This is a genomic window from Desulfovibrio sp. JC010 (assembly GCF_010470675.1).
Taxonomy (GTDB): Bacteria; Desulfobacterota; Desulfovibrionia; order Desulfovibrionales; family Desulfovibrionaceae; genus Maridesulfovibrio.
On sequence record NZ_VOIQ01000018.1, the window covers coordinates 1 to 23,760 of the forward strand.

At 50.5% G+C, this 23,760-nt stretch carries 26 protein-coding genes; 5 read left to right on the forward strand and 21 right to left on the reverse strand.

Annotation, left to right across the window (positions count from 1 at the left end; translation table 11 throughout):
• The first annotated feature begins 215 nt into the window (after nt 1-215).
• Nucleotides 216-680 carry a phosphatidylglycerophosphatase A gene (locus tag FMR86_RS17625; RefSeq protein WP_163352722.1) on the forward strand — a complete coding sequence of 155 codons (465 nt, stop codon included), beginning with the start codon at nt 216-218 and terminating at the stop codon, nt 678-680.
• A gap of 79 nt (nt 681-759) precedes the next feature.
• Here FMR86_RS17625 and pal read toward each other — a convergent pair whose 3' ends face one another.
• The 16 genes from pal to rsfS form a co-directional block, all read right to left on the reverse strand.
• The gene (pal, locus tag FMR86_RS17630; protein ID WP_163352723.1) at nt 760-1,350 is read right to left on the reverse strand and encodes a peptidoglycan-associated lipoprotein Pal; all 591 of its coding nucleotides are present in this window, start codon (nt 1,348-1,350) and stop codon (nt 760-762) included.
• Nucleotides 1,351-1,539: 189 nt separating this feature from the next.
• The gene (locus FMR86_RS17635; protein WP_239057286.1) at nt 1,540-2,913 is read right to left on the reverse strand and encodes a protein tolB; all 1,374 of its coding nucleotides are present in this window, start codon (nt 2,911-2,913) and stop codon (nt 1,540-1,542) included.
• Nucleotides 2,914-2,928: 15 nt separating this feature from the next.
• Nucleotides 2,929-3,882, reverse strand: a complete 954-nt coding sequence (gene tolA / locus FMR86_RS17640; protein WP_163352724.1) for a cell envelope integrity protein TolA — start codon at nt 3,880-3,882, stop codon at nt 2,929-2,931.
• A gap of 23 nt (nt 3,883-3,905) precedes the next feature.
• Nucleotides 3,906-4,322, reverse strand: coding sequence for a protein TolR (gene tolR, locus FMR86_RS17645; RefSeq protein WP_163352725.1), 417 nt, complete (start codon nt 4,320-4,322; stop codon nt 3,906-3,908).
• A 3-nt stretch (nt 4,323-4,325) separates the two neighbouring features.
• Nucleotides 4,326-5,045 carry a MotA/TolQ/ExbB proton channel family protein gene (locus FMR86_RS17650; RefSeq protein ID WP_163352726.1) on the reverse strand — a complete coding sequence of 240 codons (720 nt, stop codon included), beginning with the start codon at nt 5,043-5,045 and terminating at the stop codon, nt 4,326-4,328.
• 28 nt (nt 5,046-5,073) lie between these two features.
• Nucleotides 5,074-5,820 (reverse strand): NAD-dependent deacylase, encoded by a 747-nt coding sequence (locus FMR86_RS17655; protein ID WP_163352727.1) that lies wholly within the window; start codon nt 5,818-5,820, stop codon nt 5,074-5,076.
• Nucleotides 5,821-5,834: 14 nt separating this feature from the next.
• The gene (locus FMR86_RS17660) at nt 5,835-6,488 is read right to left on the reverse strand and encodes a histidinol phosphate phosphatase domain-containing protein (RefSeq protein ID WP_163352728.1); all 654 of its coding nucleotides are present in this window, start codon (nt 6,486-6,488) and stop codon (nt 5,835-5,837) included.
• A gap of 9 nt (nt 6,489-6,497) precedes the next feature.
• Nucleotides 6,498-6,977, reverse strand: coding sequence for a bifunctional nuclease family protein (locus FMR86_RS17665; RefSeq protein ID WP_163352729.1), 480 nt, complete (start codon nt 6,975-6,977; stop codon nt 6,498-6,500).
• On the reverse strand, nt 6,971-8,347 hold the full coding sequence (gene miaB, locus FMR86_RS17670) for a tRNA (N6-isopentenyl adenosine(37)-C2)-methylthiotransferase MiaB (protein ID WP_163352730.1): 1,377 nt from the start codon (nt 8,345-8,347) through the stop codon (nt 6,971-6,973). The genes FMR86_RS17665 and miaB overlap by 7 nt, the downstream gene beginning before the upstream one ends.
• A gap of 427 nt (nt 8,348-8,774) precedes the next feature.
• Nucleotides 8,775-8,999, reverse strand: a complete 225-nt coding sequence (locus tag FMR86_RS17675; RefSeq protein WP_163352731.1) for a hypothetical protein — start codon at nt 8,997-8,999, stop codon at nt 8,775-8,777.
• On the reverse strand, nt 8,953-9,300 hold the full coding sequence (locus FMR86_RS17680; protein ID WP_163352732.1) for a hypothetical protein: 348 nt from the start codon (nt 9,298-9,300) through the stop codon (nt 8,953-8,955). Before FMR86_RS17680 ends, FMR86_RS17675 begins: the two co-directional genes overlap by 47 nt.
• 131 nt (nt 9,301-9,431) lie before the next feature.
• Complete coding sequence (locus FMR86_RS17685) at nt 9,432-9,734, reverse strand: hypothetical protein (protein ID WP_163352733.1); 303 nt, start codon at nt 9,732-9,734, stop codon at nt 9,432-9,434.
• The gene (locus tag FMR86_RS17690; protein ID WP_163352734.1) at nt 9,734-11,707 is read right to left on the reverse strand and encodes an RHS repeat domain-containing protein; all 1,974 of its coding nucleotides are present in this window, start codon (nt 11,705-11,707) and stop codon (nt 9,734-9,736) included. The genes FMR86_RS17685 and FMR86_RS17690 overlap by 1 nt, the downstream gene beginning before the upstream one ends.
• Before the next feature lie 188 nt (nt 11,708-11,895).
• Nucleotides 11,896-12,135: a hypothetical protein gene (locus FMR86_RS17695; RefSeq protein WP_163352735.1), complete on the reverse strand. Its 240-nt coding sequence runs from the start codon at nt 12,133-12,135 to the stop codon at nt 11,896-11,898.
• 3 nt (nt 12,136-12,138) lie between these two features.
• Nucleotides 12,139-13,671, reverse strand: a complete 1,533-nt coding sequence (gene gpmI / locus FMR86_RS17700; protein ID WP_163352736.1) for a 2,3-bisphosphoglycerate-independent phosphoglycerate mutase — start codon at nt 13,669-13,671, stop codon at nt 12,139-12,141.
• A gap of 21 nt (nt 13,672-13,692) precedes the next feature.
• Nucleotides 13,693-14,079, reverse strand: a complete 387-nt coding sequence (gene rsfS, locus FMR86_RS17705) for a ribosome silencing factor (RefSeq protein ID WP_163352737.1) — start codon at nt 14,077-14,079, stop codon at nt 13,693-13,695.
• A 460-nt stretch (nt 14,080-14,539) separates the two neighbouring features.
• On the opposite strand from rsfS, the gene FMR86_RS17710 reads away from it, so the two are divergent.
• The 3 genes from FMR86_RS17710 to FMR86_RS17720 all read left to right on the forward strand — a co-directional run bounded on the left by FMR86_RS17710 (nt 14,540) and on the right by FMR86_RS17720 (nt 18,122).
• The gene (locus FMR86_RS17710) at nt 14,540-15,847 is read left to right on the forward strand and encodes a phenylacetate--CoA ligase family protein (RefSeq protein ID WP_163352738.1); all 1,308 of its coding nucleotides are present in this window, start codon (nt 14,540-14,542) and stop codon (nt 15,845-15,847) included.
• Between the two features lie 159 nt (nt 15,848-16,006).
• Nucleotides 16,007-16,438, forward strand: coding sequence for an ACT domain-containing protein (locus FMR86_RS17715; protein ID WP_163352739.1), 432 nt, complete (start codon nt 16,007-16,009; stop codon nt 16,436-16,438).
• A gap of 256 nt (nt 16,439-16,694) precedes the next feature.
• A complete protein-coding gene (locus FMR86_RS17720; protein WP_163352740.1) occupies nt 16,695-18,122 on the forward strand; it encodes an RtcB family protein in 1,428 nt (475 codons plus the stop codon).
• Between the two features lie 6 nt (nt 18,123-18,128).
• Here FMR86_RS17720 and FMR86_RS17725 read toward each other — a convergent pair whose 3' ends face one another.
• Nucleotides 18,129-19,130 carry a glycosyltransferase gene (locus FMR86_RS17725; RefSeq protein ID WP_163352741.1) on the reverse strand — a complete coding sequence of 334 codons (1,002 nt, stop codon included), beginning with the start codon at nt 19,128-19,130 and terminating at the stop codon, nt 18,129-18,131.
• A gap of 151 nt (nt 19,131-19,281) precedes the next feature.
• On the opposite strand from FMR86_RS17725, the gene FMR86_RS17730 reads away from it, so the two are divergent.
• Nucleotides 19,282-19,626, forward strand: a complete 345-nt coding sequence (locus tag FMR86_RS17730) for an Hpt domain-containing protein (protein ID WP_163352742.1) — start codon at nt 19,282-19,284, stop codon at nt 19,624-19,626.
• A 73-nt stretch (nt 19,627-19,699) separates the two neighbouring features.
• On the opposite strand, the gene FMR86_RS17735 is transcribed toward FMR86_RS17730, so the two are convergent.
• The 4 genes from FMR86_RS17735 to FMR86_RS17750 form a co-directional block, all read right to left on the reverse strand.
• Nucleotides 19,700-21,568, reverse strand: coding sequence for a potassium transporter Kup (locus tag FMR86_RS17735; protein ID WP_163352743.1), 1,869 nt, complete (start codon nt 21,566-21,568; stop codon nt 19,700-19,702).
• Nucleotides 21,549-22,010 carry a nuclear transport factor 2 family protein gene (locus tag FMR86_RS17740; protein WP_373682500.1) on the reverse strand — a complete coding sequence of 154 codons (462 nt, stop codon included), beginning with the start codon at nt 22,008-22,010 and terminating at the stop codon, nt 21,549-21,551. Before FMR86_RS17740 ends, FMR86_RS17735 begins: the two co-directional genes overlap by 20 nt.
• Nucleotides 22,011-22,075: 65 nt before the next feature.
• Nucleotides 22,076-22,684: an adenylyl-sulfate kinase gene (locus FMR86_RS17745; RefSeq protein WP_163352744.1), complete on the reverse strand. Its 609-nt coding sequence runs from the start codon at nt 22,682-22,684 to the stop codon at nt 22,076-22,078.
• Nucleotides 22,656-23,738, reverse strand: a complete 1,083-nt coding sequence (locus FMR86_RS17750; RefSeq protein WP_163352745.1) for a phosphotransferase family protein — start codon at nt 23,736-23,738, stop codon at nt 22,656-22,658. The genes FMR86_RS17745 and FMR86_RS17750 overlap by 29 nt, the downstream gene beginning before the upstream one ends.
• Nucleotides 23,739-23,760 lie beyond the last annotated feature (22 nt).

Here is a 23,760-nt window from a genome sequence, read left to right on the forward strand (position 1 = left end):
TTATCTTTCGAAGTAAATGGTTCTCAGGAACCAATTCTTCAATCGTAACCAACTCAACAGTGACTTGCTTTTGCTCAGGCTTTTTTAACATGCAAACAATATAAAAAAGTCCTCACCAAAAGGCGAGGACTTTGTCAGCAATCTGAGCTGAATTCATAATGAATTCAGCTTTGTCATTTCTGGACATTTAACCGCTTTAGCCCGATACTGCGCGCATGAAAAAATTCAACATCAACCTTACGCATGTGGCGACTCTCGGCCCGGTTGGGCACCTTCCCAAGGCTCCTGGGACCTGGGGTTCTGCCGCTGCCCTTATTACCGCACCATTTTTATTTCTGCCCTTTCAGCTCCCGGTCAGAATACTGATTCTGGGGTTGATTTTTTACTTCGGCGCTAAAGCCTGCACAGCAGCGGAAAAGCAGCTGGGCAAAAAAGATCCCGGAAGTGTCGTTATTGATGAACTGCTGGGCCAATGGCTGGTTTTCCTGCCCTTCCCGGCTGTAGTGGACTGGCACCTGCTGGTCGGATTTGTCCTGTTCAGAATTTTCGATATCACCAAACCTTTCCCCATCAAGCAGTCCGAAAAGTGGTTGAAAGACGGGTACGGCGTCATGATTGATGATGCCCTTGCCGGACTTTACGCCATGCTCGGTCTCTGGCTGATCCGCTATCTGACCTGATCAATCTGATTTGCTCTACAAAAAAAGAAATCCCCGTTTTTCATTGAAAAACGGGGATTTTGCTTGTTCTGTGCTGAAACTAATAAGTCAAACGGAACTGATCTCTTCTGTTCTTGGCCCATGCGGTTTCGTTGTGGGCGGGATCAACAGGTTCTTCTTCGCCGAAGCTGACGATGCTCAGTCTTTCGGGGGCCACGCCAAGCAGGATGAGAAACTCATACGCTGCACGGGCACGACGCTCACCAAGAGCGAGATTGTATTCTTCAGTACCGCGCTCATCGCAGTAACCTTCGATGACCATGGTCACGTTGTCATATTTCTTCAGAATTTCGGCTTTCTGCTGCAGCAGGGGACGATACTCTTCCTTGATTTCAAAAGAATCGAAATCAAAATGGATCATATTGCCAAGCTCTACAACAGCTTCATTAAATTCTTTTTTAGCGGCAGCAACCTTGCGCTCATCTTCAAGAGCCTGTTCCTGAAGGGCTCTTTCCCTTTCCAGACGGGCCTGTTCTTCTTTATCGAGCTGCTCCTTGTTCTGCTGCTCGGCCATTCTTTCCTCTACAGCGGGGCTGGCGGGGGAAGATTCGACCTGCTTCTTTGAACATCCGGTACCAAGTCCGGCTATCAACATGAATACTACACACAAAATTATCGCTCTAGCTCTCATTTGCCCTCCAGAATAAGGAACTTTTAAGGTCAGGAGTTTGTCCATGCCAATATAACACTACATTAAATTAGACTTACAATATTACGACCCTAAAGTGTTTTGTAAAAAAATCAAGTCGCGGTTGCAACAAAACTGTTAAACCGCTACTTCACTGTGGCCCCCTTAAAAAAATCCACCCCACATTACCAATTACGACTTATGTGCCTTACCCCATGCCGGGGCCTTGGCAACTCCGCTTCCTGTAGGCACCAGCATGGCCGGATCGCCATGACGGGTGGTCAGGTAAATCTTGTACTTTCCGCTTCTGCTGGAAGAAAAAGCAATGTAATAACCATCCGGCCCAAAAGCAGGCTCTTCATCATTTCCAGGCCCGAAGGTAAGCTGCCGTTCCCGTCCATTTGTCAGGTCATGCACGAAAATACGGTGCCCCATGGGAGTCTGGCGGGAGAAAGCCACAAAGCGGCCGTCCGGGCTGATGGTCGGGTTGGTGTTGTATTTTCCTTTCGTGGTTACACGGGTAACAACACCGCTCTTCATATCCAGCAGAAAAATATGGGGATTTCCGAACCGGGCGGAGGTAAAAACCATCTTCTGCCCGGTGCTGTCAAAATCTGGCGAAACCTCAATGGCCCAGCTTTTGGCCAAGGCCTTTTTAGGCTTGTAATTCCCGTTGATCAGAAAAATATCTGAATTGCCGTTCATGGTCAGGGTGGCGGCCATGTTACCGTCCGGAAGAAAATCCGGGCCGATCACGGTGTTTCCGGGAAAACTCTTCTGGTCAATCTTTCCGGTGGCCCGGTCCCAGACACAAAGCAGGTGCTGCCGTGATCCCAGCCGGGTAAAAACCAGCCTGTTGCCGTCCGGCGACCAGTTGGGACTCAGGTTAATACCGCCAAGGGAACTGATCTGCCTGAGATTTCGACCCTGCGGGCTGACCGTATAAATTTCCTTGGTCTTGCCTATCTTACGCACAAAAGCGATGGAAGACTCAAAAAATCCGTCCCGTCCGGTCAAAATACGCATCAGGTGAGAGCTGAAGCGGTCCGCAATACGGGGCAGCATCTCTTCGGTGACCATGGAATATTTCTTACCGAGAATGGTCCGCCCGTTAAAAGTACCGATACAGCGGACAAGCAGGTTCTTCTCCCCGTTAGGGCGTATTTCCCAACCCGTAGTCAACGCGAGGTCAACCTTGGACAGGCGCAACGGTTTGATATCGATATCACCGGGGCGCACACCGCGTGACGGATCACCGCCCAGAATATCGGTAAGAGGGACGATGTTCAGAAACGGAAGGTAGCCGAGATCCTTGGCAAGATCCTTACTGAAAGTCCCGGCCTCAGCAGGCAGGGGCAGATCCTTATCCTTGGAACCTTCGTACTTTCCGGCAGGCACGGTTTTCGGCGGCAGCAGGATGATATTCACCTTGCGCTGGCCGGGACCGTAAATATCCACAGTCAGGGTATCCGCCGCAAAAACATTGGCAGCAGCCAGTACCAGCAGCAACATTGCCGCCAGCATCGCGTAAGCGGATTTCATTATCTTCAACTTAATTTTTCTCATAAATTTAAACCTGCCCTACTGATCAAGATCATGCAGGTTGAAGTTTACAACGAGAGTCCTGATGGATGTTCCCGGAGGTTCGGGAAGCACTTCGGTATCACGCAGCGCGGTCATTACCGAATCATCAAAATCAACATTGCCCGATGAATCCAGCAGTTTGATATCGCTGATTTCACCGTTGGATTTCAACTGGATCTGCACCCGGGCCATGAGGTTCTGCTTCTGACCGAAGACCGGGTAACGCCAGTTTTTACGCACCGCTTCCTTCACAATGGAAGCATAAACCTGAACCAGCCCGGAAGCTCCGGCAGTGCCGTCAGCGGAACCGGTTACAGCTGTGGCCTTTGCACTCTTGCTGAGTGAGGCCAGATCGCTGGCAACAGCCTGTCGCTCAGCTTTTTCCTGTTTCTCCACCATTTTGGTGAGAGCAGCAAGGTCAGCGGCAAGGGCATCTTCCGCTGAAACTTCAGGTTTCTTTTCTACTTTTTTCTCAACTTTTTTGGGTGGTGTTTTCTTGGCCACCTTTTTGGTTTCAGGCTTCTTGGGCTCGGCCGTTTTAGGAGGAGCTTTCTTTTCAACCTTTTTAACAGGCTTCTTCTTAGCCGTGGTCTTTACTTTTTTGGGTGAAATTTTCTTGGTGTCCGGCTTGGGCTTAGGCTTGGCTTTGGGCTTGGGAGCAGGCTTCGGGGCCGGAGCTTTAGTGGATTCGGGTTTGACTTTAGGGGCAGCTTTGGGTTTGGCCGCAGGAATGGCTACAGCATTGGGCTTGGAGAGCTTGGAAGCAGCTTTCGGAGCAGGGGCTTTTTTTACAGCGGGCGCAGCAGGCAGAGGGGCAAGGCTGACCAGATCAACCTTGTACACAGGCATATCAAGGGAAATCTTCACCGGAGGTGAGACTGTCCATGTCAGAGCCAAAAGTATCAGACCCGCATGAAGCAGTAAAGATATGAAAAGGCCGATGATTTTCATCAATAAATTCGCCTGTCCCTAAACTATTTCTTTTTCTTTTCGACAGGTTCGGCAACCACGCCCAGCCTGTCGATTCCGGCGGCCTTGATCTCGCCCATGACCTTTACCACTTCGCCGTAAGCAACGTTCTTGTCAGCACGCAGAAAAAGCATTTTATTCTGCTTTTTGACCAGCTTTTCCAGATGGCCCTGCAATTCGTCCATCCCGACCTTGTATTCATCAAGATAGATTTCACCTTTATCATTGATGGAAAGCACAAGATGCTCGTTATCCTGCGGCAGAGAGCGTACAGTGCGGGTCTGGGGCAGATCGACCTCCACGCCCTGAGTCATCAACGGTGCAGTAACCATGAAGATGATCAGCAGCACCAGCATGACATCCACAAAGGGAGTCACGTTGATTTCTGCCAGCATGCCCCGGTTGTTGGTGGATATACCCATGGTCTACTCCTCTGCTACGGAGCTTTTGCCGGAAGGCTCAACCCATGAAACTTCGCGTTCCACACGGTTGAGGAAAGTACCTGCAAAGTTGACCAGTTCGGTCTCGATTCCGTTCAGCACGCCAAGGAAAAAGTTGTAGAAAATGGTTGCCGGAATCGCTACACCGAGGCCAATGGCAGTGGCAACCAACGCTTCGGAAATACCGGGTGCAACAGCAGCCAAAGCGGCGGACTTTGCAGAACCGATGGCGTGGAAAGAATTCATGATCCCCCAGACAGTACCGAACAGCCCGATAAACGGGGCACCGTTGGCGCAGGTTGCCAGAAAAGAAAGGGAGGTGGTCAGCTTTTTCATTTCAGAGCTGACTTTACGGCGCAGGATACGGCGCAGGGTATCTTTGATCAGCCTGCGCTTATGGCTGGCACTGACCGCAGATTTCTCCAACACACGGTATTCCTTCACCGCCGCGGTTCCGATACGGTTCAGGGGAGAAGCTTCGGTTTTGCTGATCTCAGTCAGGCCGGAAGAAAGAGAATCAGCCTCTTCCATGATCTCATTGCCTTTGAGGATAAGAGTCCGTGCCCGGCCGAGGGAAATCAGTTTCCAGAAAATGATTGTCCAGCTCCAGAGAGACATGGCAGCCAGCAGGCCAAGCACACATTTGACCACAATGGTGGCCTGATCGAGCATCGCAAAAATTCCGCCCTGAGGTAAGAAATCCATAATGCACCGCACCTTTTAAATAATTATTTCAGCTCAAGTTCTGCACAATGGCAGGCAGAACATCTTCCGCCGCGCCCTGAATAAACACATCACTGAATGATGTGTAGGCGGACGGAGCCTTGTTTATCTCAATAATTTTTCCCCCGGCACCCTGAATCCTCGGCGGGATCAGACTGGCGGGCACAACGCCCCCGGAGGTTCCGGCCACAATGACCAGATCGGACTGGTCCGCAAGCTCAAACGCCGAAGCGTAAGCTTCAGACGGAATCTGCTCGCCGAAAAAGACCAGGTCGGGCCTGACGACCCCGGAACATTCAGGACAGCGCACCGGGAGTTCCGTCCCCGGCTTTATCTTCTCCGCCGCATAGGGGGAAAAGCATTCCATGCAGTAAAATTCACTGCAATTGCCATGAAATTCAATTACATTCCGCGATCCGGACCGCTGGTGCAACCCGTCGATATTCTGGGTGATCACACCGTGTATGTAGCCGTCTTTCTCCAGCTGCGCCAAACCCTTATGACCTGCATTAGGTTCGGCACTTTTAAGCATGGAGTCAGCTTCCAGTAGAAACTTCCAGACCGTAACCGGATCACTCTGCAAGGCCCGGATGGAAGCGACCTTCTCCGGATCATGCTTGGACCACAGCCCGCCCGGACTGCGGAAATCCGGTATACCGCTGGCAACGGACATCCCGGCCCCGGTCAAAGCAACGGCGCAACGCGCTCTGCTGATCAGCTGCGCTGCTTCTTTTATTCCGGCACTGAGTTTATCCATCGGCGACCTTTAATCTACCGCTTCATGATTTTCTGAACCAGTTCGCGGGAGTTTTCCTCAGCCTGTGCGTATTCTTCAAGAGCAAGCCCGGCACCAAGAGCAACCTTGCGGCGCATATCCAGCCCCACCAGATCACCGGGCGCGTGGGCATCGTTATTGATAACCAGCTTGGCCCCGTGCTTGCGGGCCAGCGCGGCCACATGACCGTTGGTCAGACTGTGCCCCTTGCGGGTGGTAATCTCCAGACAGACCCCGTACTCGGCGGCCAGCTTCACTTCCACATCGGTAATCATGCCCGGATGGGCCAGCACGTCCACTTTAGCCTCGATAGCGGCGAGGTTGGTGCCTTCCGCCACAGGCTCCACAACGGTTTCACCGTGGCAGACCACAATCTGTGCTCCGGCTTTACGGGCGTACTCGGTCATTTCCCCGATGAGTCCCGGAGGAACGTGGGTCAGCTCCACTCCGGCGAAGACGTCAATATCAAAATAATGGCCATGGTTCTTTGCAAATCTGCGAACATTTTCAAGAATTATATCAATGTTGCTGGAATCGGCATGGTCGGTCATGGCCAGAGCACGGTAGCCCGCCACTTTGGCCCGCCTTGCCAGTTCCGCAGGAATAAGTTCGCCGTCGCTGAAAACTGTGTGGGTATGGAAATCAATCATCGGATTACTCTACATTTTATATTTAAAGTCATCAGGGGAAAGCCCTTCAAGCTCGTCATCCCAGCCGGACTTCTCTTCTACTTTTTCTTCAATATCCTTGGTGCCGGCAACGTCGAGCACTTTCTGAGAGACCCGCACCGGACAGTCCGCACGCACGGCAAGGGCAACGGCATCGGAAGGACGGGAATCAATAGCCACCAGATCACCATCCTTACGGACCATGATCTCGGCATAAAAAGTGCCCTTATCAATATCAACGATATCTACGGACACAACTTCCCCGTCAAAAGTGGCAATGGTGGACAAAAGCAGGTCATGGGTCATGGGCCGGGGAAATGAAACTTCATTAAGCACCATGGAAATCGCCATAGCCTCCATGGCCCCGATCCAGATAGGCAGCATTATGCCCAAATCATCACTTTTCAAGACCAGAACCGGGGTCTCGGTATCACTTTCCACCGCCAGACCGTAAACCTGCATTTCTACCATGGTTCGCCTACCTTCGCTCCCACAAGGGAATGATTCTTGGCTTCGGTGATCTTCACCTTGACCAGTTTGCCTCCGAGCTTCTGCTCTTCACCATAACCCGCAAAGTGAACATTGACCACCCGCCCGCCGGGATCTTTGCCCCGCCATGACATTCCGCCGGCTTCCTGCCGTTTACTGGGACGCTCCAGCAGAACCACGGTATCGCGACCGACTAAAGCTTCTAGACTTTCTCTAGTAATACGGTTTTGCCTTTCCTGCAAGCGGGCAAGTCTGGCCTGCGCAACATCTTCGGGAACTTTGGGCTTCATCTTAACTGCCGCAACGCCCGGACGGTCTGAATATTTAAAGGAAAAACTGCTTTCATAACGCACCCGTTCCAGCATATCCATGGTCTGCTCAAAATCTTCGTCAGTCTCACCGGGGAAGCCCACAATCAGGTCCGTGGTCAAAGAAATATCAGGGCAGGCTTCTTTCAGCCCGGCAACTATTCCCAGATAACGTTCACTATCATATTTGCGGCCCATCTTCTTGAGCATGTTATCCGATCCGGACTGCACCGGCAGATGCAGGCTGGGGCAGAGGTTAGGCAATTCACCGAAAGCCTTGATCACTTCCGGCGCAATATCTTTGGGATGGGAGGTGGTAAAGCGGATGCGCTCCAGCCCTTCAATGGCGGAAATCTTGTAGAGCAACTCCGCGAAGGTGATGTCCTCACCCTTTTTATCCATGCCGAAACTGTTCACATTCTGACCCAGCAGACAGATTTCGCGGATACCGGATTTAACCAGATGTTCACATTCCTTAATCACAGCTTCCGAAGAGCGGGATTTCTGGCGGCCACGGGTATAAGGAACGATGCAGTAAGCGCAGAAGTTATCGCAGCCCTGCATGATATTCACAAAAGCCTGACCGGGAATGGTCCCGATGCCCGGAGGAATCAAATCCGCATTAGGCTGCACTTCGCCGCCCTCGCGTTCCGGGTAATCCCCCAGAAAATCGGTCAGCACCAGCCGCTTTTCATGATCAGCAGCCAGCTCAACCAAAGCGTCCGGGACCTGCGCAATACCGTCACTGCCGAAAACAAGACGCACGTGGGGGAATTTCTCCAGAAAGCCGTCCCCGATCTGCTGCGCAACACAACCGCCCACAGCCGCAAAGCTGCCCGGCTTCTTGCACAAGGGTGCCAAGCGGCCCAGCACGCTGTAGACCTTCTGTTCCGGTTTTTCACGCACGGAACAGGTGTTAAGAATAAATATATCTGCTTCAGATTCTTTGACAGCTGTCCAGCCACGGCTCTCCATGGCCCGGATCAGCCAGTCTGAATCGTGAACGTTCATCTGACATCCGAATGTTAGTACTGTAAATTTCATACCCGGCTCATACGCTATATATATATGATGGTAAAGGATGATGGGGGGGGCTTGAAGCGAGGTGGGGTGAGGGGAAAAATTAGCCCCCGGACCGGGGGCCGGGGGCTTTAATTATTTGATGATCTCTACGCTATCTAAAGGGATCCCCTTCATGCAATGCCTACAATAAAATTTAGGTTCAGACGCAAGATAGTAAAAAGCAGGAGAAAGAAACAACAACTCAGTATAGTAATTAACATTATCTCCAGTAATAAGGTCATAAACAAAAAAAGACATTCGCCCTAATAACCATGACAACCCCAATTCTCTATAAGAAAATGTTTTTAATTCATTATTACATTCTAGACATTTTAATTTTGTCCTAAAGAAAATGTAATAAAAAACAAAAACGCCACATACAATCAATAACAATTCATTATGAGTCATCTTATCTCTTATTTTTGCTTTTCATTTGACTAAAATAATCACCATTCACATTTTGCCTCTGCTCCAGCAGACCTTTCTCAACATCATATTCATAATTGTCTTTAATTGCTTTACCAAGCCCTTCCGCCATTCCGAAAGACCCAGTGACTAGTCCCCATGCAGCACCGACTGGACCATATTTAGCAGCTCCATCTTTTGCACCATCTATCGCTAGTCTCTTTTGCATTTTTCATCATTGTATTACACATCCCCCGCTTCTTATCAGTCACATATTCCGCATATTTCATTGCATTCTTCTCATCACCTCGAAAAGTATCAATAGTCTTAGCTATAGCTTTATTTGTTGCCTTATAACCTCTTTTAGCTGCCTTCCCAGCGGCATCATAAATATCTCCAAGACTATCCCATACACCGTCGCCATCTTTATCTTGCTCCGTAGCATTTGGCGTACCCGGCTTGGAAGCTGGCTGCCCATTAGGATCAACAGTATTCGTCAAAGGACTGGACAAAGCATTGGCTTTTTCCATACCCGCACGCCGCTGATTATCCCTCTTATCCGCTGCGGCAGCACGGTCCCTTTTCGCCTGCTCTTATAATTCGCATTGATTTGAAATAAAAATTTGCCCCCGGACCGGGGTCCGGGGGCTTGCTGATTAATTTATGGGAGTTGGTTTATCGTTTTGCAGTTGTAGCACTTGTATCCTTCTTCTTTGAAAAGATAATAACACCCTGCAATGGCGAGAAGGATGCTAACCGTAAAATCATCAAAATCAAAAAAAGCTACAACTATTGCTAACCCCAAAGCAGCCAATAAATACATATACGCCAAAGATCTTTTTGGAGTTGCCAAATATTTATGTCCGCAGTTTGAACAAATAATTTCTTTATTTGTACGAACAGTATAAAAAAGCAAGATCGCAGTATAGCAAATAAGAGCAATTGTTATGATTGCAAATTCCATTATGTAAAATCCCTTTTGTGTGTATTGGGTTTGGCTGTTCCAAGAATTCCGAAGGCATCTTCCATTTCTTTTCTGTCTACACCAAATTTGTCAGAGAGAGCCTTAAATCCTACTTTCTTGAGTCCGCCCCATGCAGAACCATAAAAACCACCAGCTATAGCTCCTGCGAGCACACCCGGAGGGCCAAAAACACTTCCCGCGTAAGCACCTAACCCAATTGCTCCTCCAACTCCCCCGATTAACGCCCCTTCACCTAAATCCGTAAGACCAAAGTCATCTTTATCCTTCTTACCTTTATTGGCACGAGCATCCCCACGCAACCGAGCTTCCCGAAGCTCTGAACCAGCACGAGCTATATTATCCTTCCTCGCCTTTTCATCAGCACGTTGCTTTTTAGCCACCTCTTTATAGGTTTTCTCCATCTCCCGAGCATGTTGTGCGCTAGTTTTAGCCGGATCATTTTGAGTTGTATTCGGCTTAGCTTGCCCGTTAGGATCAACAGTATTCGTCAAAGGACTGGACAAAGCATTGGCTTTTTCCATACCCGCACGCCGCTGATTATCCCTCTTCGCCGCAGCAGCAAGAGCCTTATTATCTTTTGCAAGCTGCTGAGCATCAAACTTAGCCTGCTTATCCGCTAATTCGGCAGCACTTTGCGCCACTGCCTTACCTTTTTGAGCACCGGATTGATTTAGGGCAGTTAAAGCTGTTGCGTTCCCTTGGGTGTAATTCGTATTATTGGCCGCGTTTTGGCCACCGTTTGTAATATTTCGATTCTGCCCTTCACCGCCGAAGCCGCCGCTCCCAAAAGAAGCACTACCCCTTGCCCCTGCATGCGCTGAACCTGACACACCTAAGCCTAATGAGTCCCCTCCAAGACTTCCACCAAAGGAAGCACTACCGTGTGCTCCCGCATGTCCCGACCCCGAAACATCAAACAACCCCACCCGATCAATAAAATTAACCGGATCATCAGCACAATACCCGTATACATCCACGTCCCCGCCAGCAAGCCCCAGCGGATCGGGCTGGATGAACCTGCCGATGGTTGGGTTGTATTCGCGATAGCCGAAATGGACCAGCCTGGTATCCTTGTCGTACAGCCCGGCAGCGAATCCAAGGGGGATTTCCATCTGCTTATTGGTATCGACAATCACATTTCCGAACGAATCACGGATAATACGCTTTACCTCATTTCCCTCACCGTTTGCAACCATATAAATAGTCCCCACCTGATCAGCAGCAAAATAATACACGTTTTCTTTGAATCGCATGGCAATGGGATCGCCGTCTTCATCGTAAGCAAACTCCCGGCTATTGCCGAAACGGTCTACCACAGCGGACAGGGTGGTGAAATCATGCCAGTGGTATGTTTCCACTTTATGGCTGTTGATTGATTTGGAGATACGCTTGCCTTCGGAATCAATTTCGTAGCTGATACGGGTGCCGTCCGACAGCTTAACCAGCTGTAATTGCCCGGAATCATCATAGCTGTAACGGGTTGTTTCCGGTCCATGCTGCTTCAGAATCAGACGGCCCTGCCCGTCATAGGAATATTTCACATTCCCGGCCTTTTCCAGCCGCAAGCCCGGACCGTAACGAAAAGAACGTTGCGGAATCCGTGAGGTCACGCCGAAATAGCGTTCCCCGGATTTTCCGTACAAATACTCCTCGATCAGGTCTTCGTTGCTCCAGACCTTATGCAGCCTGCCCCCGGCGTCATATTCGTAGCGCAACCTCTGGGTAAAATTATCAAATGCCACCAGCCGCCCGGCAATGCGTCCGTTTTCATCGCGCATGGTTGCCAGCATGGAAAAAGGTTCCGATGTTCCCGGCACGATAAATGGAGTTACCCGCACCGCATCTTCGGGATTGTACTCCACATTGTCGCGCTCAAATTCATCAAACAAATCTACGCCTGTCCCGCTCTGGGGTACACGGGGATTGCCTTCCCCCTTAAAATCGTAAGACATAAAAGGCCTCCAAGATTAGAAATTTCAGGAGCTGCCATGAATCCCTGTGATCCACAGCTATATTCTCCCGGATATTTCTAATTTAGCGGACAACCCGGACCTGAATCAGGCGGTTCAGGTCCGCCCAAAAAAAAGAGCCTCCCGCACACGCGGAAGACTCTTTCTCTCAATATATATTTTACTTCAACCTAGAAAAAATCAGGATCAACAGCAGCCTTGCCGTTCTCAAGCATGACCTTGTAAAATCTGACCACTTTTTCATCAACCGGAACTATCGGGAAATTTTTCCGGCAGGCATCGCAGGTAGCCATGGCTGGCTGTGTGGGTGCGATGTAGGGCACTTCCCGGCCGCAGAACGGGCAGGGAAACATGAAAATTATCTCCATTCCGCTGGGCTTTACCGGAGACAAAGGTCTTGATCCAGACATTAATTATCCTTTTAAGAGGTCTTTTCCGGTCATTTCTTCAGGAACGGAAATACCCATGTGATTCAAAATTGTGGGTGCGATGTCGCAAAGTGCGCCTTCTACAGGTGCCTTGCCCTCGAATGCGTCGCCGATGAAGACCAGCGGTACGTTGTTCAGGCTGTGCGCGGTTTGCGGGCCGCCGTTACCGTCAATCATTTCCTCGGCGTTGCCGTGGTCGGCAGTGAGGAAAATGGATCCGCCCTGCGCTTTCACCGCTTCTACGATTTTGCCGACACATTCGTCAACAGTTTCGCAGGCTTTGATTGCAGCCGGGATAATGCCTGAATGGCCGACCATGTCAAGGTTGGCGAGGTTGCAGATGCACAGCGGGTAATCGGGCAGGGCATCGATCAGCTTGTCGGTTACTTCCTCGGCACTCATCTGCGGTTTAAGATCGTAGGTGGCCACATCACGCGGAGAAGGAACAAGAATGCGGTCTTCGCCCTCGAAAGGCTCTTCGCGTCCGCCGTTCATGAAATAGGTTACGTGGGCGTACTTCTCGGTCTCGGCAATACGCAGCTGCTTCAGCCCCTTATCCGCCACAACTTCCCCGATGGGATTGCTGATGTTCAGCGGAGGAAAAGCATTGGGAAAATCAAAATCAGACTCGTACTGGGTCATGGTTACGAAACCGCTCAATTCAGGAGTCTTCGAACGATCAAATTCGCTGAAATCCTTCACCGCAAGCACGCGGCAGATCTGGCGTGCACGGTCAGCACGGAAATTGAAGAAAAAGACACCGTCACCGTCTTTCAGGGTTCCGTCTACACCGGAAACAAGACGCGGCTTGATGAATTCGTCAGTTTCGCCAGCAGCGTAGGCATCTTCAACACCCTTGACCGGATTAGAGACTTCCTGACCTTCACCGAGAACCAGTGCTTTGTAGGAAAGCTCGTTGCGCTCGTAGTGCTTATCACGGTCCATGGAGTAATAACGACCGGAAATGGAAGCCACTTTACCGGCTCCGATTTCAGCCATCTTGTCCACCAACTGCTGCATGTAGCCCTTACCGCTGGTGGGAGAGGTATCACGGCCGTCCATAAAAGCATGAACAAGAATTTCCTTGATCCCGGCATCCCTGGCAACTTCAATCAGCGCGTAAAGATGATTGATGTGCGAGTGTACGCCGCCGTCGGAAAGAAGGCCCATGTAGTGCAGACGCCCGTCCGCAGCTTTGACATCTTCCATGAGCTTGCTGATGGCTGCGTTGGAAGCCAGTTCGTGCTTCTCAATGGAAATATCAATGCGGGTCATGTCCTGATAAACAACACGTCCGGCACCGATGTTGGTATGACCGACTTCGGAGTTACCCATGAATCCGTCAGGCAGCCCCACTGCGCGGCCTGCGCATTTGAGCTGGGTCTGCGGACAGCTTTCAAGCAGCCCGTCCAGAACGGGAGTGTTGGCAAGTGATACTGCGTTGCCTTTACCTTCAGGGGCAATTCCCCAACCGTCCAGAATAAGCAGGACGGAAGGAGCACCGGTTTGCTGAGACATGTTTCTATTCCTTGCGCAGGCTTAGTCCTGCGGCTTTAGTTTTAAATCCATTCTGGTACCTTCGGACCAGAGACCTTCCACGTTATAAAATCCGCGGTTTTCTTCCTGGAAAATGTGTACGATAATATCGTTCAGATCGAGCAGGATCCAGTCTCCGGTCTTGTAGCCTTCCATACCGAGATATTCGATATTATCCTTGGAAAGCTGCTCCAGTACGAAATCAGCCAGAGCCTGTGCATGGCGCACACCCTTTGCACCGGCAACCATCACAACTTCGGCGATGGGGCAGATTCCCTGTACGTCTACAGCGGAAACCTCGCTGGCCTGTTTTTCGTCCAACCACTGCGCAACAAGCTGCACTTTATCCTTAGTATCGATCTGTTTAAATTTCTTTTCTTTAGTTTTCATTCTTTTGGTTGAATTCGGACCGCAAACAGCGAGAATAAAGGGTTTAACACCCCTGCGTGCCGGAGGTCCGATACTCCCGGTCAGACGCAGTTCTCACATTTCGTCCAAAGTACAATATGATTATATAGAGAATTTACGTCCGCTACGCAATCAAACTATAGCGGACTTTTAAAATATTTTCAATTGTGAAAATAATTTTCGAAAACGAAAAAAGAACCCCGAAAATTCAATGAATTATTGACGGTGGGTGATTACTTATGCGATAGAAATCTTTATGCATAGCCACGACCTATTTTCCTTTTTCTTTTTTTTCTTTTTTAGGACTGAAATATAGTCATCCCGTGGTTATGGGCAAACACACTGATCGAGAGTTTACCGGGCCACGGGCGAATAACCCGTGGCTTTTTTTATTTTGTAACTTAAACCCTGTACCGGGATCAGCCATATCAGGAGGCAAGCGATGATCTTCGATGTAGACAAGGAAACAATGCCGAGGGAAGAGCTGGAAGAATTACAGCTCAGCCGCCTTAAGCAGCTTTGCGAGCGCGTTTACGCCAACGTTCCTTTTTACGCCAACAAGTTTAAGGAAATGGGCATTGAGCCCAAGGATATCAATTCCCTTTCCGATCTTACAAAACTGCCTTTCACCGAAAAGCAGGACCTGCGTAACCACTACCCCTTCGGCCTGTTTGCTGTTTCCCGTGAGAACATCGTACGTGTCCACTCTTCTTCCGGTACCACCGGCAAGGCTACCGTTGTCGGCTACACCAAGCGCGACATCAAGAACTGGGCGGACATGATGGCCCGCTCCTTCGCCATTGCCGGGGCAACCCCTGAAGACAGCATTCACAATGCTTACGGTTACGGCCTGTTCACCGGAGGCCTCGGCGCGCATTACGGTGCGGAAGCCCTCGGCGCGACCATCATCCCGGTTTCCGGCGGCGGCACCAGACGCCAGATCATGCTGCTCAAGGATTTCGAAGCGGACGTAATCTGCTGTACCCCCTCCTATGCCCTGTTCCTGTACGAAACAGGCAAGGAAATGGGCGTTGATTTCAGCAGACTGCCCCTGCGCATCGGTATTTTCGGTGCCGAGCCGTGGACCGAATCCATGCGCCGCGAAATTGAGAATAAGCTGCACATCAAAGCCCTCGACATCTACGGCCTGTCCGAGATCATGGGCCCCGGTGTAGCCATGGAATGTGCTGAAGAGCAAAACGGCCTGCACATCATGGAAGACCATTTCCTGCCTGAGATCATCAACCCCGAAACCGGCGAACACGTTGCACCCGGCGAAACCGGCGAGCTGGTCATCACCACCCTGACCAAGGAAGGCATTCCGCTCATCCGTTACCGCACCCGCGACCTGACCCGGCTCAATTACACCTCCTGCCGCTGCGGCCGCACTTTCGCCCGCATGCATCGCGTAATGGGACGCAGTGACGACATGCTCATCATCCGCGGCGTAAACGTCTTCCCGTCCCAGATCGAGTCCATCCTCATCGAAACCGAAGGCATCTCCCCGCACTACCAGCTGGTAGTTGAACGTGACGGCAACCTCGACATCCTGACCGTTAAAGTCGAAATTTCCGGTGCGTCCTTCTCCGATGAAATTAAAAATTTACAGCGTCTCGAAAGAAAGATACAAAAAACTATTAAGGAATTCCTTGGCGTAACCGCACGGGTTCAGCTTGTGGAGCCCAAATCCATTGAGCGTTCCGTCGGTAAGGCCCAGAGAATAATCGACCTGCGTAATCAGGATCAGTAACGGCTGTTGAAAAACGGCGATCTGCGTCGTTGCTTCAAAAAGTTCAAACCCTCACGTACCCGGAGTACGCTTCGGTCTTGAACTTTTTTCGCGCCTAGCATCTCACCATTTTTGAACAGCCTTCAAGAAGATGTTAACCAATAAAAGCGAGGAAACACCATGAAATGTGACCAGCTATCCATATTCTTAGAGAACCGTGCCGGAAGACTCGCCGAAGTAACCCGTCTGCTCACCGAAAACAAAGTCAACATCCGCGCCCTTTCTCTGGCCGATACTTCCGATTTCGGTATCCTGAGACTCATTGTGTCCGACTTTGAAACCGCACAGAAAGTGCTCAAAGACGCAGGCTTCACCGTGGGTAAAACCTCTGTCGTAGCAGTAGAAGTAGACGACCAGCCCGGCGGACTGCACAACCTGCTCGAAATGCTGCGCGGGTCCGGTATCAATGTGGAATATATGTACGCCTTCGTACACCAGTCCGGTGCCAATGCCGTGATCATTTTCCGCTTCGACCGCACCGATCAGGCAATTGAACTGCTCACTGAAAAGAAAATCAAAATGCTTCCCAGCGACGAACTTTGTAAGCTTTAATGCCTCCGGCGGCTGGGGAAGGAAACTTTGCAAAGTTTCCTTCCCCAGACCCCATCCTTCAAACCTTTTATTAAGCTTCGCATATAGCGCGTTTAGGCGGCGTAGAATTGATCGCAGTATCTTTGAAGATATTGCGGTTTTTTATTACAATTGCATTTTTACAAATTAAACAGCGAAGCCCTACTAAAACGTTTTGGGATTCTTAAACCCTTTTGGAAAAGGGTTTAAGGCCCCCGGCAGGGTCGCCGAAGGCAAAATGAACATCAAACTCCTCAAACAAACATCCCCCTGCATCTGGCGCATGGAAAAATACGGCCCCATGCGTGTGGATGCTCTGTTCTTCGGCAACAAGGACATAATCCTTGAGCTGGACGACACCACTGTTGCGCAGGTGCGTGATGTGGCCTCCCTTCCGGGCGTGGTCAGTCCGGTATGCGCTATGCCGGACGCCCATTCGGGCTACGGCTTCCCCATCGGCGGCGTGGGTGCTTTTGATGAGAAACACGGGGTAATTTCTGCGGGCGGCGTGGGCTTTGATATTTCCTGCGGTGTACGCACCCTGATCACTGGATTAAAACGACAGGACTTGATCACCTGTGATGCCAAGCTGGCGGATTTACTTTTTAAACAGGTTCCCTCCGGTACCGGAGTCGGCGGAAATATTATTCTTGAGGGCGACAAACTTGATGAGATGCTGCTGGGCGGGGCTTCATGGGCTGTAGGTCAAGGTTTCGGTAAACCGCAGGACCTCGGCAGGATTGAGGGTAACGGACGTAGCGGTTTTGCCGACCCGGCCAAGGTTCCGCAAAAAGCCAAACAGCGCATGAAAAGCCAGATGGGATCGCTGGGATCGGGCAACCATTATCTGGAAGTGCAGTATGTGGAAGAAATTTACGACAAGGCCAAAGCAGCGGCCTTCGGCATTGGCATGGATGATATTGTGGTCAGCATTCATTGCGGTTCCCGGGGACTGGGCCACCAGATCGCCAAAGACTACCTGCCCATGATGGCCGAAGCCGCGCCGGGCTTCGGCATCAAGCTGCCCCACCGCGACATTGCCTGCGCGCCCATCAACTCCGAACTTGGCCGGGATTACCTCGGAGCCATGGGCGCGGGTATCAATTGCGCCCTTGCCAACCGCCAGACCATCACCCATCTGGTGCGTGAATGTTTTGCTGAAATCCTGCCGCAAGCGGACTTAAGTCTGCTCTACGATGTCAGCCACAACACCTGTCAGCGCGAAGAATTCAAGGTGAACGGCAAAAAGAAAAATCTCTGGGTGCATCGCAAAGGAGCCACCCGCGCACTCGGTCCGGGACACCCTAAACTCCCCCGCGAGTTCAAAAAACACGGCCAGCCGGTCATCATCGGCGGGAGCATGGGCACGGCATCATACATTCTGGCCGGTACAAAACAAGGAGCGGAAATATCATTTTCTTCCTGCTGCCACGGTGCCGGAAGGCTCATGAGCCGGGCCAAAGCCCGCAAATCATTCAAGGGTAATAAAATTCAGAAGGAATTGAGCAGGCGCGGGATCATCATCCGCAGCGGTTCCATCAAAGGGATCGCCGAAGAAGCCCCCCTTGCATACAAAGATGTGGATGCGATAATTGAATCGACCCGGACAGCCGGAATTGCGGAAAAGGTTGCCCGGCTGCGCCCGGTTATATGCGTGAAAGGCTGATCAGAATTAGACCAGCCGAGCCTCAAAAAGGCAGATCTGCGCCTTATCAAGACTGCTGATCAGCGGCGAAGACAGGACCTGCCCCGCACTCACCTGACCGGAACTGAGTCCATGTTCGAAAACAGAAATCCAACGCTGGGCCAGTTCAAAATCAAAGCTGCGCGGCGGGATGTATCCGGCTTTATTGTTGGCCTGCTGCAAACGCATAAGCCATGCTTCGACTCTCTGCTGCACTGAAATGTCAGCAATATCCGGGATTGAATTGATAGCGACGGCATCGTGCAGGCTGAAATCATCGGCAGAAAAAGCCATGCCGATATGCTGCAGTAATTTACCTCTCAATATTGAACACGAACGAAGCTGGTCCTCATAGCGCAGATGGGAAATATTCTCGCCCTTGTTTTCAAACTTGTAGACCAGCGGTTCAGGGATATTTGCAAAAAAAATAGTCTCATCCATGGACATCTCAACCCAGAGTCCGTAATCCTCGCAATATCTGTACTCATCACTGTACTTATGTTTCTGCAAGGCTTCACGCCTGAAAATCATTGAAGGATGCACAAAAGGATTATTGAAAAACAGCCGGGCCTTCAGGTCGTCATTCCCGGTGGGAACCTGCTGAATCCGTTTCTGCTGTTTGCGATCGATTATATGGCACCATGTGCCGGAAAGGCTGACGGATTCATTTTCTTCCATAAATCGGACCTGCCTGCCGATCCTGTCTTCATGGCAGACATCATCAGCATCGAGCCTGAGGACATAATCTGCGTCAATCTTATCAATGCCGATATTCAACGCGCTGACCAGTCCGGCATTTTCATCCAATGTATGGATTTTTATCCTTGGATCAGAAAACCGGGAAAGCACATCAAGGGTCCCGTCAGTGGAACCGTCGTTGATGATGCAGATTTCAAAATCAGTATAAGTCTGGCGCAGCAGGGATTTCAAAGAACGCGCAATACTCTGTTGACCATTATAGACAGGTAGTAGGACTGAAGCTTTGGGCATTGGTTTTCCTGCTGCAATTGTTGATTATGAATGTTTTGATCGTGCTGAAATTTATCCACTTATTCCTGCAAAGTAAACACTGTCCACTTATTTCATGCCTCAAGAACCGAAAACGGTAGAAATAGATTATGATTTGGATTATGTTGGTCCGATGGAAAATATCGAAGTAATAAACAAGGATTGGCTGGCTTCCATGGCCTCTACCAAAAAGGAATTCCTGACTAAATTATTCGGGGTATTCCTGCGCGATGAACCCGCACGGGTCACCAAGATAAGGGAAGCCTTTGAAGCCGAAGAAATGGACGAACTGAAATACCTTGCCCACTCCCTGAAAGGCGCAGCAGCCACCATGGGAGCCGATAGGGTCCGCGAAGCCTGCCTGAGACTGGAATACAGTGCCCGTGACGGAGATAAGGAGCTTTCAGAAAAAAACCTGCATGTTCTGGAAGATGAAATGAAACTTGTGTACGATTTCATGAGCGAATTTATCCAGTAACAAGGCTTGGGCTTATTGTGCTCAACTCTCTAAATGAAGGAAGGTCCGGGACTGACTGCCCCGGACCTTCTTTTTATACTTTTACCGCCGTGCCGATACTGATCACCTTCTCTGCCGGAATACGCAGGTAATCAAGGGGATCTTCTGCTACCGAACTGAGCAGGATAAAAATTTTTCTGCGTAACAGGTGTTTTTGATTTTCCTTGTCAAAACGCAATTGCATACGCCCGATATAAAAATAGCTGTCTGTACTGCTAAGCCCCAGTTGATTCCAGGTCTGCACCAGAATCAGCGAGAGATTCGGCTTTTCCATGAATCCGTAATTCACGGTCATCCAATAGATATTCTTATCAATACTTTTCAGGGAAATACGATTGTGCGCATCCAGATAGGGTTCGCTGGAGGTATTCACCCGCAGGAAAACCAGTTTTTCGTGCACCACCCGGTTGTTACGCAGATGCTGCAGAAAGGCATGGGGGACGAACTCTGAAGCAGACAGAAACACCGCCTCCCCCGGAACTTTGGCCAGCATGTACTTTTCAATTTCCGGTTCCAGATCGGAAACTTCCAGCCCGCGGGCCTGCAACTGTTCACGAAGCTTGGCCCGGCCCCATATCCATACAGTCATGCCGTAAGCAATAAGTCCGGCCAAGAGCAGCGGAAACCAGCCGCCCCCGGCAAGCTTGGTGAAATTCACAATAAAAAAGCCAAGATCAAAAACCGCGAAAAAAGCGGTCAGCACGGCAGCCAGTATCCACGGACAATTTCGCACCCTGCGCAGGTAGAACCAGAACAGGTAGGTGGTAATCACCATGGTTCCGGTAATGGCAATCCCGTAGGCTCCGGCCAGATGTTCCGATCCTTTAAAATAGAGCACCAGAAAAATACACAGCGCGGCCATAATCCAATTCACAGAACGCACGTAAACCTGCCCCGGATTATCTTTCGAGGTCTGCAAAATACGGATGCGGGGAACAAAGCCGAGATGTACGGCCTGAGCGGTAAGGGAAAAAGCCCCGGAAATAATGGCCTGTGAGGCGATGATCGCCGCAAAAGTTGCCAGTACGACCATGGGCAGGGTCAGGAATTTGGGAAAAATACTGAAGAACGGATTGAGAATTGCCTGTGGGTCACGAATCAGCATGGCCCCCTGCCCCAGATAGTTGAGCAGCAGGCTGGGCAGAGCAATACAGTACCACGCAAGAGTAATCGGCCTGCGCCCGAAATGCCCCATGTCTGCAAAAAGAGCCTCGCCTCCGGTAACGCAGAGCACGACAGCCCCTAGAACCATACACCCGGCCAGACCGTTTTCAGCAAAAAAACGCACCGCGTAATAGGGCCTGAAAGCCTGTAGAACTTCAGGATTACCTACAGCGGAGAGCAGCCCGAAGGCACCGATAACCGTAAACCAGACCAGCATAACCGGACCGAACAACCGTCCGATCTTATCTGTGCCGCTGCTTTGAAAAGCAAAAAGGGCCAGCAGAATGGTGCAGGCGATATGCGGAGTGTACCGGTCTGCGGCAGTGGTGACCACATCCAGCCCTTCAATGGCTGAAAGAACGGAAATGGCCGGGGTTATCACCCCGTCTCCATAGAGCAGTGCCCCGCCGATCATGGCTGCGAAAAGCATAAAGGAAGCGGACCTGCGTCGGCCCTTATGGCTGACCAGCTCATAAAGGGCGAAAATTCCGCCCTCGCCCTCGTTATCCGCGGCCATGACAAAGGTTACATATTTCAGACAGATAACAATCAGCAGGGACCAGATGATCAGCGAAAGCACGCCCAGCACATTGGCCGGATTCAGCGCAATGGCATGATGCCCGCTGAAACAGGCTTTCATGGCGTAAAGAGGACTGGTGCCGATATCGCCGAAAACAACACCCAATGCCCCAAGAGCAAGGACCGCCTGCCTGTTTTTATTACTCTGCTTTGCGGCCATAGGTTTCTTTTACGATCAGCCACCTGCCGTCTTTGCGCAGGAATTCAAAGGAAGGGGTGAATTTGCCGCGTCCGTCATTGCTGCGGTAATCCCATTTCAACCGGACACAGCACTTGTCGCCATCCATCTTAAAAGAAGTAATATTGAACAGACGCAGCTTAAAAGAACTTTCCAGCCAGTAGGATGAGCATTGGGGCAGACTGGCACTGAAATCGGAGAACTGACGCAGTTCTTTTGATTTGCAGGGAAAGGACATGACCACCGCATTATCTGCATAAAGAGCCCTGACGGCATCAAAACCACGCAGATTGTATGCATCCTTGTACTCAAAAAGAACATCTTCGATCTGATCCCGAACCTCTTCCTCCCCGGCAGCCCCGGCGGAAACAGCAGCAGAAACAACGACCAGCAACATCAACATTGAAAGTAGAATTTTTCTCACAGCAAACACCTTCTAAAAATTATTTATTGCAACCAAGTCCCCAGTAAAACATTTTGAAATAAAAATCAGCAAATCCCGTTCATCCTGCGCCACTTTTGCAGACAATTAATAACAGCTTCAAAAACTTCATCAGGATTTTTCCCGGCTGTATCCACAATACACTCGGCATTGTGATCTTCCTGAAACTTCACATCCACGCCGATAACCTCGCCGAGATTTTCATACTGCTTTCCGGTGCGCTGCCGCTCAAGCGCCTTTTCATAGAGCCCGGCCATGACCAGCCCCTGCTGCCGTCCGGCTTCACGTTTCATGGCCATATCCATGGGACAACGCAGGTAGACTTCGGCAAAATAGCCGATCTTCTCGCGGGCATCATTTCGCCAGCAACGTTCATGGGCCACACCATCCATGATGACACACCGCCCGGATTCCATAATGGATACGGCATCCTCAACAAAGAGGTTATAGGCCCGCTGCCGTTCATCGCAGGTATATTCAGGATTCGGAGTATAAAGTTTGCGCCGTTCATCCATACTGAGCAGGAAAACCTTCACCCCTTCCTCACGCAACTGCTCATAGAGCTTTTCGGCAATGGTGCTCTTGCCGCATCCGGGCAATCCAGTAATCCAGACGGCCCAGTTTCTGTTAACGCATATACCGTTCAAATTGGACATAATCGAAGACCTCATCTTCAAGAACATTTTCAATGAAACGCATCAATGCATCACGCACTTCCTGAGGATGGTCCGGATACCAGACCGGGGAAGCAATGACCAAACCCCGGAAGACAAAAAACGGGGCCATGACCTGCAATACCTCGATATCCCCGGTACTTTCAAGGTAAGTTTCCATATAGCTCATATACATTTTACGGAATTTGCTGGAAAAACGGCCGTCAGCATAGAGGCCGAACAAAATATAATTGGTCGCCATGCAACAGAGGTCCCCGGCGGGTTCGCCCCACTCCCCCCGGCTGCGGTCCAGCACACTGAACCCTTCCGGCCCGGCCATAAGCACATTCCAGGGATGGAAATCGCCATGTACCGCACAAAGGCGGTGAGTGTAATGAAAAAGCTTCCAACGCCAGTCGATGAGCTTCTTCTCCAGATTCACAAAACGGTCCTGAGAAAAAAAGTCGCAAGGGTGGTCAAATGCCTCATCCACCAGCCCCATGATGCATTCACTGGAACCGATCAGATCACGGATACGCCGTTTATAGAGATGCGGATCATTGTGCTTCACTGAATGAATGTCCGCCAGCCATGTAGCTAGATCAACACTGTTCTGCTCGTCCTGCTTTTGAAAATCACCTTTGCGGATACGGTCAAGGTCGTGAAAGTAATCATAGCCCTGCAGCTTTTCATTGAGGATGAAAAACTCCCTTGGTTCACTAAGGGGACGCATATTACCTCCACCGGTAATGTAGCCGATGCCCATGGGCTTGACATGTCGCTCCAGCCGGGCAGAAGTTTCATACTGAAACATGAGCACAGCCGCCCTGTCCCAATAAAACTGGTGCCCGTAATTATCCCCTTTCATGACTGAAATAACGGTCTCGCGCTCCTCACCGTCCACTTTAAAGACAACCAGCAGCGGCTTGCCGTAGCCGAACTTTTTCATGCCCTGTTTATCCAGCGATCCGATATCCCCGTAATCCACAAGGGACGCACCGGGACCGTAAGCTTCCCTCAGATATTCTTCAAGCATGGCGGCGGTGATTTCAATCATGATCCATCCTCCGGATTTTAAA

Bases quoted from the DNA above. Each gene is read 5' to 3' on its own strand.
- FMR86_RS17625 (WP_163352722.1), top strand. From the start codon at position 216: ATGAAAAAATTCAACATCAACCTTACGCATGTGGCGACTCTCGGCCCG.
- pal (WP_163352723.1), bottom strand. From the start codon at position 1,350: ATGAGAGCTAGAGCGATAATTTTGTGTGTAGTATTCATGTTGATAGCC.
- FMR86_RS17635 (WP_239057286.1), bottom strand. From the start codon at position 2,913: ATGAGAAAAATTAAGTTGAAGATAATGAAATCCGCTTACGCGATGCTG.
- tolA (WP_163352724.1), bottom strand. From the start codon at position 3,882: ATGAAAATCATCGGCCTTTTCATATCTTTACTGCTTCATGCGGGTCTG.
- tolR (WP_163352725.1), bottom strand. From the start codon at position 4,322: ATGGGTATATCCACCAACAACCGGGGCATGCTGGCAGAAATCAACGTG.
- FMR86_RS17650 (WP_163352726.1), bottom strand. From the start codon at position 5,045: ATGGATTTCTTACCTCAGGGCGGAATTTTTGCGATGCTCGATCAGGCC.
- FMR86_RS17655 (WP_163352727.1), bottom strand. From the start codon at position 5,820: ATGGATAAACTCAGTGCCGGAATAAAAGAAGCAGCGCAGCTGATCAGC.
- FMR86_RS17660 (WP_163352728.1), bottom strand. From the start codon at position 6,488: ATGATTGATTTCCATACCCACACAGTTTTCAGCGACGGCGAACTTATT.
- FMR86_RS17665 (WP_163352729.1), bottom strand. From the start codon at position 6,977: ATGGTAGAAATGCAGGTTTACGGTCTGGCGGTGGAAAGTGATACCGAG.
- miaB (WP_163352730.1), bottom strand. From the start codon at position 8,347: ATGAAATTTACAGTACTAACATTCGGATGTCAGATGAACGTTCACGAT.
- FMR86_RS17675 (WP_163352731.1), bottom strand. From the start codon at position 8,999: ATGCAAAAGAGACTAGCGATAGATGGTGCAAAAGATGGAGCTGCTAAA.
- FMR86_RS17680 (WP_163352732.1), bottom strand. From the start codon at position 9,300: ATGGAAAAAGCCAATGCTTTGTCCAGTCCTTTGACGAATACTGTTGAT.
- FMR86_RS17685 (WP_163352733.1), bottom strand. From the start codon at position 9,734: ATGGAATTTGCAATCATAACAATTGCTCTTATTTGCTATACTGCGATC.
- FMR86_RS17690 (WP_163352734.1), bottom strand. From the start codon at position 11,707: ATGTCTTACGATTTTAAGGGGGAAGGCAATCCCCGTGTACCCCAGAGC.
- FMR86_RS17695 (WP_163352735.1), bottom strand. From the start codon at position 12,135: ATGTCTGGATCAAGACCTTTGTCTCCGGTAAAGCCCAGCGGAATGGAG.
- gpmI (WP_163352736.1), bottom strand. From the start codon at position 13,671: ATGTCTCAGCAAACCGGTGCTCCTTCCGTCCTGCTTATTCTGGACGGT.
- rsfS (WP_163352737.1), bottom strand. From the start codon at position 14,079: ATGAAAACTAAAGAAAAGAAATTTAAACAGATCGATACTAAGGATAAA.
- FMR86_RS17710 (WP_163352738.1), top strand. From the start codon at position 14,540: ATGATCTTCGATGTAGACAAGGAAACAATGCCGAGGGAAGAGCTGGAA.
- FMR86_RS17715 (WP_163352739.1), top strand. From the start codon at position 16,007: ATGAAATGTGACCAGCTATCCATATTCTTAGAGAACCGTGCCGGAAGA.
- FMR86_RS17720 (WP_163352740.1), top strand. From the start codon at position 16,695: ATGAACATCAAACTCCTCAAACAAACATCCCCCTGCATCTGGCGCATG.
- FMR86_RS17725 (WP_163352741.1), bottom strand. From the start codon at position 19,130: ATGCCCAAAGCTTCAGTCCTACTACCTGTCTATAATGGTCAACAGAGT.
- FMR86_RS17730 (WP_163352742.1), top strand. From the start codon at position 19,282: ATGGAAAATATCGAAGTAATAAACAAGGATTGGCTGGCTTCCATGGCC.
- FMR86_RS17735 (WP_163352743.1), bottom strand. From the start codon at position 21,568: ATGGCCGCAAAGCAGAGTAATAAAAACAGGCAGGCGGTCCTTGCTCTT.
- FMR86_RS17745 (WP_163352744.1), bottom strand. From the start codon at position 22,684: ATGTCCAATTTGAACGGTATATGCGTTAACAGAAACTGGGCCGTCTGG.
- FMR86_RS17750 (WP_163352745.1), bottom strand. From the start codon at position 23,738: ATGATTGAAATCACCGCCGCCATGCTTGAAGAATATCTGAGGGAAGCT.